The 13,353-nt window shown below is 58.7% G+C and carries 12 protein-coding genes; 10 read left to right on the top strand and 2 right to left on the bottom strand.

The window, feature by feature from the left end; all coding sequences use genetic code 11:
- Positions 1 to 28 precede the first annotated feature (28 nt).
- Entirely contained in the window at positions 29 to 418 is a 390-nt protein-coding gene (clpS, locus tag GIR22_RS15555; protein WP_154744191.1) for an ATP-dependent Clp protease adapter ClpS, read from the bottom strand.
- 217 nt (positions 419 to 635) lie between these two features.
- Here clpS and cspD point away from each other — a divergent pair, with 217 nt between their 5' ends.
- A complete protein-coding gene (cspD, locus tag GIR22_RS15560) occupies positions 636 to 923 on the top strand; it encodes a cold shock domain-containing protein CspD (RefSeq protein WP_154744192.1) in 288 nt (95 codons plus the stop codon).
- 77 nt (positions 924 to 1,000) lie between these two features.
- Here cspD and icd read toward each other — a convergent pair whose 3' ends face one another.
- Positions 1,001 to 2,257: an NADP-dependent isocitrate dehydrogenase gene (gene icd / locus GIR22_RS15565; RefSeq protein ID WP_154744193.1), complete on the bottom strand. Its 1,257-nt coding sequence runs from the start codon at positions 2,255 to 2,257 to the stop codon at positions 1,001 to 1,003.
- 492 nt (positions 2,258 to 2,749) lie between these two features.
- On the opposite strand from icd, the gene GIR22_RS15570 reads away from it, so the two are divergent.
- The 9 genes from GIR22_RS15570 (at position 2,750) to GIR22_RS15610 (ending at position 12,881) form a co-directional block, all read left to right on the top strand.
- Positions 2,750 to 4,975, top strand: coding sequence for an NADP-dependent isocitrate dehydrogenase (locus GIR22_RS15570; protein ID WP_154744194.1), 2,226 nt, complete (start codon positions 2,750 to 2,752; stop codon positions 4,973 to 4,975).
- 361 nt (positions 4,976 to 5,336) lie between these two features.
- Entirely contained in the window at positions 5,337 to 6,434 is a 1,098-nt protein-coding gene (locus GIR22_RS15575) for a serine hydrolase domain-containing protein (protein ID WP_154744250.1), read from the top strand.
- A gap of 85 nt (positions 6,435 to 6,519) precedes the next feature.
- Positions 6,520 to 6,966, top strand: coding sequence for an NUDIX hydrolase (locus GIR22_RS15580; protein ID WP_154744195.1), 447 nt, complete (start codon positions 6,520 to 6,522; stop codon positions 6,964 to 6,966).
- Positions 6,967 to 7,025: 59 nt separating this feature from the next.
- On the top strand, positions 7,026 to 8,150 hold the full coding sequence (mnmA, locus tag GIR22_RS15585) for a tRNA 2-thiouridine(34) synthase MnmA (RefSeq protein ID WP_154744196.1): 1,125 nt from the start codon (positions 7,026 to 7,028) through the stop codon (positions 8,148 to 8,150).
- The gene (hflD, locus tag GIR22_RS15590; RefSeq protein ID WP_154744197.1) at positions 8,147 to 8,770 is read left to right on the top strand and encodes a high frequency lysogenization protein HflD; all 624 of its coding nucleotides are present in this window, start codon (positions 8,147 to 8,149) and stop codon (positions 8,768 to 8,770) included. Before mnmA ends, hflD begins: the two co-directional genes overlap by 4 nt.
- A 126-nt stretch (positions 8,771 to 8,896) precedes the next feature.
- Positions 8,897 to 10,267, top strand: a complete 1,371-nt coding sequence (purB, locus tag GIR22_RS15595; protein WP_154744198.1) for an adenylosuccinate lyase — start codon at positions 8,897 to 8,899, stop codon at positions 10,265 to 10,267.
- 84 nt (positions 10,268 to 10,351) lie between these two features.
- Positions 10,352 to 11,518 (top strand): ribosomal protein uL16 3-hydroxylase, encoded by a 1,167-nt coding sequence (locus GIR22_RS15600; protein WP_154744199.1) that lies wholly within the window; start codon positions 10,352 to 10,354, stop codon positions 11,516 to 11,518.
- Entirely contained in the window at positions 11,511 to 11,933 is a 423-nt protein-coding gene (locus tag GIR22_RS15605) for a GNAT family N-acetyltransferase (RefSeq protein ID WP_154744200.1), read from the top strand. The genes GIR22_RS15600 and GIR22_RS15605 overlap by 8 nt, the downstream gene beginning before the upstream one ends.
- Positions 11,934 to 12,155: 222 nt before the next feature.
- Complete coding sequence (locus tag GIR22_RS15610) at positions 12,156 to 12,881, top strand: secretin N-terminal domain-containing protein (protein WP_154744201.1); 726 nt, start codon at positions 12,156 to 12,158, stop codon at positions 12,879 to 12,881.
- Positions 12,882 to 13,353: the final 472 nt, after the last annotated feature.

Genomic DNA, 13,353 nt, shown 5'->3' on the forward strand with positions numbered 1-13,353 from the left:
GCTTCACCTCATACCCAAGTGGTCGGAGTTAACCGTCCTTCTCGATTTCACAGAGTAGCGGATGCTGGCTTTCCCTGGCGTACTGGTTGACCTGCATGGCCTTCGTCTCGGCGATGTCGCGGGTAAACACTCCACATACTGCCCGTCCTTCTGTGTGAACAGCCAGCATTACCTTGGTCGCCAACTCGCGGTTCAGGTTGAAAAACACCTCGAGTATTTCGACCACGAAATCCATCGGCGTGTAGTCATCATTGAACAAAACCACCTTGTACATCGGCGGCGCCTGTAAAGCAGGCTTGGCCTCCTGAACAGCAGTACCTGCAGAACCGTCGTCGCCTTCGTGACCATCCGGGTGATCCTTATGGAGAGTCGGGCAATCCTGATTGAATATTAGTCGAATCTGGCTAGTTGCATGCATGGAAAGAAAGGTTCGTCAGTTGTTCAAATACAGTGGTGGGGGCAACCTGTCAGATTTTCAACTCTGACCAATGGGTCACCTTGACTATCGGTAAAACAGTGTTACAACCAATAGAGCCCACAGTGGGTAAAAAAGGTCCGCACAGTCAACCTTATTTATTCGGGTCATACGGACAAACTGGATGATACTCCAGTGATGGAGCCTGGTGCAGAGGGATATGAGCATGGCGAGCGGTAAGGTCAAGTGGTTCAACAATGCCAAGGGTTACGGCTTCGTCAATGAAGACAACATGAATGAAGACCTTTTTGCGCATTACTCGGTTATTCAAATGGGTGGCTACAAGACACTCAAAGCGGGCCAAGCAGTGTCCTTTGAGATAATCCAAGGGCCTAAAGGCTTGCACGCAGTGAATATCGGCGAACTCAAAGCACACGACGAGCAAACGAGCGAGGCTCAAAAAGCCGAAGACAAAAGCGCTGCCGAATCAAGAAAAACAACGGCCTGATCGCCCCAGAGCAGACGAATGCAATAAAAAACCGGCCACCCTAATCACTGGGAATGGCCGGTTTTTTACCTGCCCATCTACATATGTGAAATCAACGCATCCCCAAACGCCGATGACGACAGTAACGTGGCCCCATCCATCAGGCGATGGAAGTCATAGGTCACCGTCTTGGCCGAAATCGCACCATTGGTGCCCTTGATGATCAGGTCGGCCGCCTCGGTCCACCCCATGTGGCGCAACATCATCTCCGCCGACAGAATCAGCGAGCCCGGATTGACCTGGTCCTTGCCGGCATATTTCGGCGCGGTACCGTGGGTAGCTTCGAACATGGCCACGGTGTCGGACAGGTTGGCACCCGGTGCAATGCCGATACCGCCCACTTCCGCCGCCAGGGCGTCGGACAGGTAGTCACCGTTAAGGTTAAGGGTGGCGATCACATCGTATTCGGCCGGGCGCAACAAAATCTGCTGGAGCATGGCGTCGGCGATGGCGTCCTTGACCACGACGTTCTTACCGGTACGCGGGTTCTTGAACTGCATCCACGGGCCGCCGTCGAGCAGGGTCGCACCGAACTCCTCGGCCGCCACTTCGTAAGCCCATTCCTTGAAGGCACCTTCGGTGAACTTCATGATGTTGCCTTTGTGCACAATGGTCAGCGAGTCGCGATCGTTATCGACCACATACTGCAAGGCCTTGCGCGCCAGCCGCTTGGTACCTTCCAGAGACACCGGCTTGACGCCAATCCCACAATCCTGGTCGAAACGGATCTTGGTAACGCCCATTTCCTCTTTCAGGAACTTGATGACCTTGATCGCTTCCGGGGAACCGGCCTTCCACTCGATACCGGCGTAAATGTCCTCGGAGTTCTCCCGAAAGATGGTCATGTCGACATCGCCAGGCTTCTTCACCGGGCTTGGCACGCCTTCGAACCAGCGCACAGGACGCAGGCACACGTACAAGTCGAGTTGCTGGCGCAGGGCCACGTTCAACGAACGGATGCCGCCGCCAACAGGGGTGGTCAGCGGGCCCTTGATGGAAACCACGTAATCTTTGACTGCATCCAGGGTTTCCTGAGGCAGCCAGGTGTCCTGATCGTAAACTTGAGTCGCCTTCTCGCCGGCATAGACCTCCATCCAGGAGATTTTTCGCTTGCCGCCGTAAGCCTTGTTAACAGCTGCATCGACAACCTTGATCATCACCGGGCTGATGTCGACGCCAATACCGTCACCTTCGATGAAGGGGATGATCGGGTTGTCAGGAACATTGAGAGAATGGTCTGCATTGACGGTGATTTTATCGCCGACTGCCGGAACCTGAATCTTCTGGTATCCCATGCTGAACTCCGTTTGTGGATTGAACATCTGGCTGCATTCGAGCCTACTCCAGATAAATGAGGACTGAAACCTCAGCCCCTGCACATTTGCGCCGAAGACAGCACACTTGGCGACCTACAAGCTTGAAATGAATGGGAAAAGCGCCAAACTCGAGCACTTCCTGCAGCGTTCGACAAATGCCCTCCCTGCGACCTTTAGACCAATGGACGAGGCACCTTTTGTATGAAGGCTCGGCGTAAGCATAGCGACCTATGTATAATGCCGCCGCTGACCAAAGAGTCACGACGGCTGACCGCTCTAGAACGAAGCCCTCAGCTAGAAAGCCGGACTATTACAATAGTCCACCCGCTTGACGCTCGACTGATGCAACCCAACATCACCGCGAAGAAACCTCGACATTTCGCTCATGGATGACTTTGAACGAACGCGCTCTACCCGGCGCATCTCGAGTTTCTGCGCACGCTTTCAGCAAAGAAGAGAGTTAATCCGAATATGCCCACCCGCTCGAAGATCATCTATACCTTCACCGACGAAGCCCCTGCCCTCGCCACCTATTCACTGCTGCCTATCGTAGAGGCCTTCACCGCTTCCGCTGATATTGCCGTGGAAACCCGCGACATTTCCCTCGCCGGGCGCATCCTCGCAAGCTTCCCCGAGCAACTGGGCGCCAAGGCCGTGCCGGACCACCTCGCCGAACTGGGCGCCCTGGCCGTCACCCCTGAAGCCAACATCATCAAGCTGCCGAACATCAGCGCCTCGACACCGCAGCTGCAAGCCGCGATCAAGGAACTGCAGGCCCAGGGCTATGCCCTGCCGGATTACCCGGAAACCGTAACCACCGACGCGGAAAAAGAAACCCGTGCCCGTTACGACAAGGTCAAGGGCAGCGCCGTGAACCCGGTCCTGCGCGAAGGCAACTCCGATCGCCGCGCACCGCTGTCGGTCAAGAACTACGCTCGCAAGCACCCGCACAAAATGGGCGCCTGGGCTGCAGACTCCAAGTCGCACATCGCTCACATGAGTAACGGCGACTTCTACGGCAGCGAAAAAGCCGTACAGATCGAAGTTGCCGATACGGTCAAAATCGAGTTGATCGCCAAAGACGGCACTGCCACCGTCCTGAAAGAAAAAACCAGCGCACAAGCCGGTGAGATCCTCGACTGCTCGGTGATGAGCAAAAACGCCCTGCGCGCGTTCATCGCCGCTGAAATCGAAGACGCCAAGAAACAAGGCGTACTGCTGTCGGTTCACCTGAAAGCCACCATGATGAAGGTCTCCGACCCGATCATGTTCGGCCAGATCGTTGCCGAGTTCTATAAAGACGCCCTGGCCAAGCACGCTGACGTGCTGGCCCAGATCGGCTTCAACCTGAACAATGGCATCGGCGACCTCTACGCTCGCATCAAGGCCTTGCCGGCCGAGCAGCAAGCACAGATCGAAGCTGACATCCAGGCGGTGTACGCCGCACGCCCATCCCTGGCGATGGTCAACTCCGACAAGGGCATCACCAACCTGCACGTACCGAGCGACGTCATCGTCGACGCCTCGATGCCTGCCATGATCCGTGACTCCGGCAAGATGTGGGGCACCGACGGCCAGCTGCACGACACCAAGGCCGTGATCCCGGATCGCTGCTACGCCACCATCTACCAGGCGGTGATCGAAGACTGCAAGGTGAACGGCGCCTTTGACCCAACCACCATGGGCAGCGTGCCAAACGTTGGCCTGATGGCCAAAAAAGCCGAAGAGTACGGCTCCCACGACAAGACGTTCCAGATCAAGGCTGACGGTGTTGTTCGCGTCACCGACAGCAAGGGCAACCTGCTGATGGAACAGACCGTCGAAGCTGGCGACATCTTCCGCATGTGCCAGACCAAAGACGCGCCGATCCAGGACTGGGTCAAACTGGCCGTCAACCGCGCCCGCGCCAGCAACACTCCAGCGATTTTCTGGCTAGACCCGCTGCGCGCTCACGACGGCGTCGTGGTCGAGAAAGTCCAGGCCTACCTGAAAGACCACAACACCGAAGGCCTGGACATCCGCATCATGTCGCCGGTCGACGCGATGAAGTTCACCCTGGAGCGCACCCGCAAGGGTCTGGACACCATCTCGGTGACCGGTAACGTCCTGCGTGACTACCTGACCGACCTGTTCCCGATCATGGAACTGGGCACCAGCGCCAAGATGCTGTCGATCGTGCCGCTGATGAACGGTGGCGGCCTGTTCGAAACCGGCGCCGGCGGTTCGGCTCCCAAGCACGTGCAACAGTTGGTGGAAGAGAACTTCCTGCGTTGGGATTCTTTGGGCGAGTTCCTGGCCCTGGCCGCGTCCCTTGAGCATTTGGGTGTGAACAACAACAACCCGAAAGCCCTGGTACTGTCCAAGACCCTGGACCAGGCCACTGGCCAGTTCCTCGACAACAACAAGTCGCCATCGCGCAAAGTCGGCAACATCGACAACCGCGGCAGCCACTTCTACCTGGCGCTGTACTGGGCTCAAGCCCTGGCTGCCCAGACTGAAGACACTGCACTGCAAGCGCAGTTCGACACACTTGCCAAGACCCTGGCCGCGAACGAGGCAACCATCGTTGCCGAACTCAACGCCGTGCAAGGCAAGGCAGTGGACATCGGCGGCTACTACGCGCCGAACCCTGAGCTGACCAGCAAGGCCATGCGCCCGAGCAATACGCTCAACGCTGCGATTGCTGCGCTGGTGTAAGGCAGCAACGCGGTTGGCTTGAGGGTTATTGATCGACCCTGAAGCAGTCAGAAAATCCGGAGCCCGATAAGGACTCCGGATTTTTTTTGCCTCACGATCCAGATAACGAACCTTTTCGACCACTCAATTGGCATAGTACCTGCCAGACCTTGGCGCTCCTCCCATCAAAACAATAAGCACGGAAGACCTTATGCCGACAATCACTGGCCGCTCATCAAACGCTGAGTGGCGCCCCCGCCCCAATCTTCTTCAAGCGTTGGCATGCTCTTCAGTACTTACACTGCTCACCGCCTGCACCTCCCACTCAGGGACCCCACACACCTATCCCCACGCCCAGGAACCGATTGGCGACGTCCAGACCATGTACGACGGCAAACTCAGCGAAGAAACTGCCGTTACCACCTTTCGCAACATCAATCGCTTGTTTCCCGTTCGCACCATCAAGGCAGGCAACCATCCATTTCCATTACCGCGTAGAAATCAACCACTGGGGCAAGTCGCATTCGATTACGAAGGTAAACGCTACAGCCTCGACGATTACGTCAGTCTCAACCGAGTAACAGGCCTGCTGGTGCTCAAGGACGGCCAAGTCGTTACTGAGCGCTACGAAAAAGGCAACACACCCGCTACCCGCTGGATGTCGATGTCGGTAGCCAAGTCAATTACCTCCACCCTCGTTGGTGCTGCGCTACAGGACGGCGCAATCCACAGCCTTGATGACAAAGTGATCCGCTACCTGCCCTCGCTGGCCGGCAGTGGTTATGAACAGGCAACCGTACGCCAGGTCCTGGCCATGCGCTCAGGCGTCAAATGGAGCGAGAAATATGCCGATCCGACGTCAGACCGCAGAATGATGCTCAAGCTGCAAACCGAACAGATACCCGGCTCTGCCCTCAAGTTCATGGCCAGCCTGCCAAGCGCCGCACCTGCGGGCACCCGCACCAACTACAGCACGGGAGAAACACAAGTCCTGGGCCAACTGGTCAGCGCTGCCGTGGGCAAGCCGCTGGCGCAATACTTGAGCGAAAAAGTCTGGGCGCCGTACGGCATGCAATCCGACGCGAATTGGTGGCTCGACGGCCCCAATGGCAATGAAGTAGGTGGTAGCGGCATCAGTGCGACCCTCGAGGATTACGGGCGTTTTGGACAATTCGTGCTCAGCGGCGGCAAAGCCGGCGACAAGCAAGTGCTACCCAACAACTGGATGAGCTTCGCCAGTGCGACCACCGGCACCGACGCGGCGTACGGCGACTTTGCCTCTATGTGGTGGCCGGCCTGGACAGCCGCGTCAAAGGCAGATAAAGCCTTTACGGCTGCGGGTATTTTTGGTCAGTTCACCTACATTAACCCGACCCACAATGTGGTGATCGTGGTGTGGCAAGCTCAAACCAAGGCCACCGGTGGCGAGGTCATTGACGACATGGTCGTCTTCGACGCCATTACCAAGGCACTTCAGTAACTCGCAGGGGCGTCCAGCGGACGCCCTGTATGCTGTGGCACGCTCACGTAAAACGCTAACCCATCTCATCGCTCGAGACCTGCTAATGACCTGGCAACCCCACATCACCGTCGCCACCCTCGTCGAAGACAACGGCCGCTTCCTGATGGTCGAAGAACTCAAGGGCGGCCGTGCCGTGCTCAACCAGCCCGCCGGCCACCTCGACCCCAACGAAACCCTGACCGAAGCCGCCGTGCGTGAAACCCTCGAAGAAACCGGCTGGGATGTCGAAGCCACCGGTATTGTCGGGATCTACCTGTACACCGCCCCCAGCAACGGCGTGACCTACCAGCGGGTCTGCTTCACCGCCAAGGCGCTGAAACACCATCCTGACTATCAACTGGACGAAGGGATCCTGCGCGCCCGCTGGCTGACTCGTGACGAACTGATGGCCGTGCGCGACGACTGGCGCAGCGAGCTGATCATCCGCTGTATCGATGATTATCTGGCAGGCTTTCGCCACAGTCTCGAATTGATCCGCCCTTCTCTTTAGCCTTGCAGGCTCGGGCCTGCTAGAATCGCGTCCTTTTTCAAGACACCCGTTGAAACCCTATGCGTGATCCAGCCCCTTCTGACACACAAAAGAAGCGCGTCATCGTCGGCATGTCCGGCGGCGTGGACTCTTCCGTTTCCGCCGTTCTGCTCATGGAGCAGGGCTATGAGGTGGAAGGCCTGTTCATGAAGAACTGGGAGGAAGACGATGGAACGGAATATTGCACCGCCATGGACGATCTGGCGGACGCCCAGGCCGTGTGCGACAAAATTGGCATCAATCTGCACACCGCCAACTTTGCCGCCGAGTACTGGGACAACGTGTTCGAACACTTCCTGGCCGAATACAAGGCCGGCCGCACGCCGAACCCGGACATCCTGTGTAACCGCGAAATCAAGTTCAAGGCGTTCCTCGACTACGCCATGATGCTCGGCGCCGACCTGATCGCCACTGGCCACTATGTGCGCCGCCGCGATATCGACGACCGCACCGAGTTGCTCAAAGGCCTGGACCCAAACAAGGACCAGAGCTACTTCCTGCACGCCGTCGGCGGTGAACAGATCGCCAAGACCCTGTTCCCGGTGGGTGAACTGGAAAAGCCCGAAGTACGCAAGATCGCCGAGAAGCACGGCCTGGCCACCGCCAAGAAGAAGGATTCCACCGGGATCTGCTTTATTGGCGAACGCCGCTTCAGTGACTTCCTCAAGCAGTACCTGCCAGCGCAACCGGGCGAGATCAAGACCACCGAAGGCGAGGTCATTGGCCGCCATCATGGTCTGATGTACCACACCATCGGCCAACGTCAGGGCTTGGGTATTGGCGGCCTGAAAGACGCCGGTGAAGAGCCATGGTACGTACTGGTCAAGGACCTGGAGCACAACGAATTGATCGTTGGCCAGGGCAATGAGCATCCATGGCTGTTTTCCGGCGCCCTGCTGGCTTCGGATATTTATTGGGTCAACCCGATCGACCTGAGCGCCCCGCGCCGCCTGACTGCCAAAGTACGCTACCGCCAAAGCGACCAGCCTTGCACCCTGGAAAAAACCGCCAGCGGCTACCGTGCCACTTTCGATGACCCGCAACGCGCGGTCACGCCAGGCCAGTCGGTAGTGTTCTATGATGGAGAGATCTGCCTGGGAGGCGGCGTGATTGAAGTCGCCGAACCCTGGAGCAGCCAGGCATGAGCCCGACCCAGGAGCAGTTGACGGCATTGGGCGGCGTATTTCTCGCCGCCGTGCTGGTAGACAAGATCGCCAAGACCGGCCAGATCACCGAGGCAGGCCTGACCTGCATGCTCGGCAGCCTGCTGATCCGCGACCCCAAGGACACCCTGGAAGTCTACGGTGGCGACGACCTGGCCTTGCGCGAAGGCTATCGCGCGCTGATCGGAGCCCTTGAGCGCGACCCCAGCACTTTGCAGCGCGAACCCCTGCGTTACGCGCTATCGATGCTCGGCCTTGAGCGCCAACTGGCCAAGCGCGACGACCTGCTGGAGACCATCGGCAAGCGCCTGCCGCAAATCCAGTCCCAGGTCGAGCACTTCGGCCCGGCCCATGAAAACGTAGTCGCAGCCTGTGGCGCCCTGTACCAGGACACCCTGAGCACCTTGCGCCAGCGGATCCAGGTCCACGGTGACATGCGCAATCTGCAACAACCGAACAACGCCTCGAAAATACGTGCCCTGCTCCTGGCTGGCATTCGTTCGGCGCGGCTGTGGCGGCAGTTGGGTGGCCATCGCTGGCAGTTGGTCGTCAGTCGTCGCAAATTACTTAAAGAGCTTTACCCGTTGATGCGCAACGAATAAGTCGCAGCAGCAGGCCCTTTTTCACGTCGTTACGCGTAATACGCCGGTCAGTTGGCAACGGACCGGTGGATTTTTTCATGTATGATACGCGCCCCATTTCGTTGCCCGACTGTCCGAGAACACCCCATGCAGCTTTCTTCGCTCACTGCGGTTTCCCCTGTTGACGGCCGCTACGCCGGCAAAACCCAGGCCCTGCGCCCTATTTTCAGCGAATACGGCCTGATCCGTGCTCGTGTTCTGGTTGAAGTGCGCTGGCTCCAGCGCCTGGCCGCTCATCCCGCCATCAGCGAAGTGCCGGCGTTTTCCGCCGAGGCCCACGCCGTGCTCAACACCCTGGCGGAAAACTTCGCTCTGGAGCACGCCGAGCGTGTCAAAGAGATCGAGCGCACCACCAACCACGACGTAAAAGCCATTGAGTACCTGCTCAAGGAGCAGGCGGCCAAGCTGCCGGAACTGGCCCAGGTCAGCGAGTTCATCCACTTTGCCTGCACCAGCGAGGACATCAACAACCTGTCCCACGCCCTGATGCTACGTGAAGGCCGTGATGACGTGATGCTGCCGCTGATGCGCCAGACCGCCGAAGCCATCCGCGAACTGGCGATCCGTTTCGCCGACGTGCCAATGCTCTCGCGCACCCACGGTCAGCCGGCGTCGCCGACCACCCTGGGTAAAGAACTGGCCAACGTGGTGTACCGCCTGGAGCGCCAGATCGCGCAGGTGGCTGCCGTGCCATTGCTGGGCAAGATCAACGGTGCCGTAGGCAACTACAACGCCCACCTGTCGGCCTACCCTGAGATCGACTGGGAAGAAAACGCCCGCGCCTTCATCGAAGACGAGCTGGGCCTGGGCTTCAACCCGTACACCACGCAGATCGAACCGCACGACTACATCGCCGAGCTGTTCGACGCCATTGCGCGCTTCAACACCATCCTGATCGACTTCGATCGCGATATCTGGGGCTACATCTCCCTGGGCTACTTCAAGCAGCGCACCATTGCCGGTGAAATCGGTTCGTCGACCATGCCGCACAAGGTCAACCCGATCGACTTCGAGAACTCCGAAGGCAACCTCGGCATCGCCAACGCCCTGTTCCAGCACCTGGCCAGCAAGCTGCCAATCTCCCGCTGGCAGCGCGACCTGACCGACTCCACTGTACTGCGCAACCTCGGCGTGGGCTTTGCCCATAGTGTGATCGCGTACGAAGCGAGCCTCAAAGGCATCAGCAAACTGGAACTCAACGCGCAGAAAATCGCCGCTGACCTGGATGCCTGCTGGGAAGTATTGGCCGAGCCGATCCAGACCGTGATGCGCCGCTACAACATCGAAAACCCGTACGAGAAACTCAAAGAGCTGACCCGCGGCAAGGGCATCACCTCCGATGCACTGCAAACGTTCATCGACGGCCTGGACATGCCAGCCGCCGCCAAGGCCGAGCTGAAACTGCTCACCCCGGCCAACTACATCGGCAACGCTGTAGACCAAGCCAAACGCATCTGATTGCGGCTTGACCCTTTGAGACGCCCGGCAGCGCCGGGCGTTTTTATTCCCGTCTGAAAAGTGCTTTTTTTCAATAGGTTACACATGAATCCTGATATTCCTCTTCAACTTCTGGGCGGCATCACAGCACGGGAATTCCTGCGCGACTACTGGCAGAAAAAACCGCTGCTGATCCGCCAGGCCATTCCTGATTTCGAAAGCCCGATCGATGCCGACGAACTGGCCGGCCTGGCCTTGGAAGAAGAAGTCGAATCGCGCCTGGTGATCGAGCACGGCGAACGCCCATGGGAGCTGCGTCGCGGCCCGTTTGCCGAGGACGCTTTCAGCACCCTGCCCGAACGCGACTGGACTTTGCTGGTGCAAGCCGTCGACCAGTTCGTGCCGGAAGTCGCCGAACTGCTGGAAAACTTCCGCTTCCTGTCGAGCTGGCGCATCGACGATGTGATGATCAGTTTTGCCGCCCCTGGTGGCAGTGTCGGCCCGCATTTCGATAACTACGACGTGTTCCTGCTGCAAGGCGCTGGCAAGCGCAACTGGAAGATTGGCCAGATGTGCGACTCCGAGAGCCCGCTGCTGCCGAACGCCGACCTGCGCATCCTCGCCGAATTCGACGCCACCGAAGAATGGGTGCTGGAGCCGGGCGACATGCTCTACCTGCCACCGCGCCTGGCCCACTGCGGCGTGGCCGTGGACGACTGCCTGACCTATTCGGTGGGCTTTCGCGCCCCGAGCGCCGCTGAAGTGCTGACCCACTTCACCGACTTCCTCAGCCAGTACCTGCCTGACGAAGAGCGCTACACCGACGCCGACGCCCAGCCTGTGAGCGATCCACACCAGATCCAGCACGACGCCCTGGACCGCCTCAAAGGCCTGCTGGCCGAGCACATGAGCGACGAGCGCATGCTGCTGACCTGGTTCGGCCAGTTCATGACCGAACCACGCTACCCGGAACTGGTAGTCGGCCCGGAACTGGAAGAAAACGACCTGCTGGGCAGCCTGGAACAGGGCGCCGTGCTGATCCGCAACCCAAGCGCGCGCCTGGCCTGGTCCGAGGTGGATGACGACCTGCTGCTGTTTGCCAGCGGCCAGAGCCGTTACCTGCCAGGCAAACTGCGCGAACTGCTGAAGATGATTTGCGCAGCTGACGCCCTGCACGTCGACAACCTCGGCCCGTGGCTCTCGGATGAAGATGGCCGCGATCTGCTGTGCGAACTGGTCAAGCAAGGAAGCCTGGGGTTTGCCGATGAATAAGATTCACGTACGTGTCGCGGACTGGCTAAAAGACAACGCCGAGATTCGGCGCATTCGTGAAGCGGTGTTTATCGCTGAACAATCGGTCCCACCTGAATTGGAGTGGGATGCCGATGACGATGGCGCGGTGCATTTCCTTGCACTTGAAGGCGACTTTCCGATTGGTACCGCACGCCTGCTGCCCAGCGGCGAGATCGGGCGCGTGTCAGTTCTCAAAGACTGGCGCGGGCTGAAGGTCGGCGATGCACTGATGGATGCCGTGATTGACGAAGCCGAGAAATCTGGCCAGACCAAGCAAAGCCTCAGCGCACAGGTGCATGCCGCACCGTTCTATGAGCGTCTGGGTTTCAAGATCGTCAGCGATGAATTCCTCGAAGTCGGGATTCCGCATGTTGATATGGTACGTGAGGGCTAAGCACCTCCCCGTAGGAGCGAGCTTGCTCGCGAAAGCCTGAGGGGTCCCGCTGAGTGCCAGGCTTCCAGCGTTATCGTTAACGTCCATCGCGAGCAAGCTCGCTCCTACAAAAGGCCCTGCCATCCACCGATGCCAGGGCCTTTTGCCGTCTACGATTCAACTTGCGGCCTGCCAGGCCGACAAACTGGCAGAATCACTCTTTGAATCGCAGAGATAACGGACATGTCCCTACGCCCCCTGCTCACCACCTTGCTCCTGGCCGCCAGCTTCTCGGTGATGGCTGCCACCGAAGTCGTCCCCCTGGGCAACCGCACCAGCGCAGACCTGCTGCCCGTGGCACAGCATTTCATTGGCAAGGATGGCAGCGTCAGCGCCTACGGTAATCAACTGATCGTCAATGCCGAACCAGACAAGATCCAGGGGCTGCGCGCCCTGCTCTCACAACTGGACACACCGCCCAAGCGACTGCTGATCACCGTCGACACCAATGAAAACAACCAACAGGCCAACACTCAGGTCATTACCTACAGCACTGAGAGCCGTGACGGCGGTATCCAGCAGATCCAGGCCAGCGAAGGCGTACCCGCGCTGATCCAGGTGGGCCAGAGCGTGCCGCTGACCACCACCCAGCCAGACACCTATGGCCGCCCGCAAAACCAGACGCAATACCACAATGTCACCCAGGGTTTCTACGTCACTGCCAGCATCACCGGTGAAACCGTTCACCTGAGCATCAGTACCCATCGTGACCGCATGAGCCAGGAACGTTCCGATGTAGTGAACGTTCAAAGCACCGACACAACCGTCAGCGGACGCCTGGGCGAATGGATCACCCTCGCCGGCATCAATCGCCAGACCCAAGCTGAAAAAAATCCTACAACCCGCACCCACTCTACTCAAGGCCGGGAAGACCTGACCGTGCGGGTCAAAGTAGACACCTTGAACTGAAGCACCAAAAACTGACTAATCAGTCGTATTAGACTAAAGATGTAGTGCCTCAAAAAAAGCACTACAAAACATTTGACGATCCAAAAAAGCATGGGCATGATGGCCTCGCTCCCGCTAATCAGAGGCCCCGGCAAAGGCCTTCGGATCGTCGCTCCAAGCTACCCACCTGAGCCGATTCGTGTCTGTACCGCCCACAAGGCGTGTTTGACGAGGTTGCGACTGGAACGAAGTTGTCCCGAGGGACGGAAGCGTAACTAGGTAACCTGGCAACACACTGTTGGATCGTATGAAGGCCCACGACGCCCGAAGACTGTTCTCGGTTCGCCTCTACCTGCTCACTTCCCCCTTGAGCCCATCGTTCACCCGTCGCCTCCCCCGTCAAACCTGACTTGACCGCCTAAGCTTCTGGTCAGCGAGCGCCACGCCCATGCACTGAATGCACGGCGGCTAACGGAATTTTCCACCCAAGACG

Source organism: Pseudomonas karstica, assembly GCF_009707515.1.
In the GTDB taxonomy this organism is placed as follows: Bacteria; Pseudomonadota; Gammaproteobacteria; order Pseudomonadales; family Pseudomonadaceae; genus Aquipseudomonas; species Aquipseudomonas karstica.

What these genes read in the sequence shown, in the direction of transcription:
- clpS (WP_154744191.1), bottom strand. Translation starts at nt 418, where the DNA reads ATGCATGCAACTAGCCAGATTCGACTAATATTCAATCAGGATTGCCCG.
- cspD (WP_154744192.1), top strand. Translation starts at nt 636, where the DNA reads ATGAGCATGGCGAGCGGTAAGGTCAAGTGGTTCAACAATGCCAAGGGT.
- icd (WP_154744193.1), bottom strand. Translation starts at nt 2,257, where the DNA reads ATGGGATACCAGAAGATTCAGGTTCCGGCAGTCGGCGATAAAATCACC.
- GIR22_RS15570 (WP_154744194.1), top strand. Translation starts at nt 2,750, where the DNA reads ATGCCCACCCGCTCGAAGATCATCTATACCTTCACCGACGAAGCCCCT.
- GIR22_RS15575 (WP_154744250.1), top strand. Translation starts at nt 5,337, where the DNA reads ATGTACGACGGCAAACTCAGCGAAGAAACTGCCGTTACCACCTTTCGC.
- GIR22_RS15580 (WP_154744195.1), top strand. Translation starts at nt 6,520, where the DNA reads ATGACCTGGCAACCCCACATCACCGTCGCCACCCTCGTCGAAGACAAC.
- mnmA (WP_154744196.1), top strand. Translation starts at nt 7,026, where the DNA reads ATGCGTGATCCAGCCCCTTCTGACACACAAAAGAAGCGCGTCATCGTC.
- hflD (WP_154744197.1), top strand. Translation starts at nt 8,147, where the DNA reads ATGAGCCCGACCCAGGAGCAGTTGACGGCATTGGGCGGCGTATTTCTC.
- purB (WP_154744198.1), top strand. Translation starts at nt 8,897, where the DNA reads ATGCAGCTTTCTTCGCTCACTGCGGTTTCCCCTGTTGACGGCCGCTAC.
- GIR22_RS15600 (WP_154744199.1), top strand. Translation starts at nt 10,352, where the DNA reads ATGAATCCTGATATTCCTCTTCAACTTCTGGGCGGCATCACAGCACGG.
- GIR22_RS15605 (WP_154744200.1), top strand. Translation starts at nt 11,511, where the DNA reads ATGAATAAGATTCACGTACGTGTCGCGGACTGGCTAAAAGACAACGCC.
- GIR22_RS15610 (WP_154744201.1), top strand. Translation starts at nt 12,156, where the DNA reads ATGTCCCTACGCCCCCTGCTCACCACCTTGCTCCTGGCCGCCAGCTTC.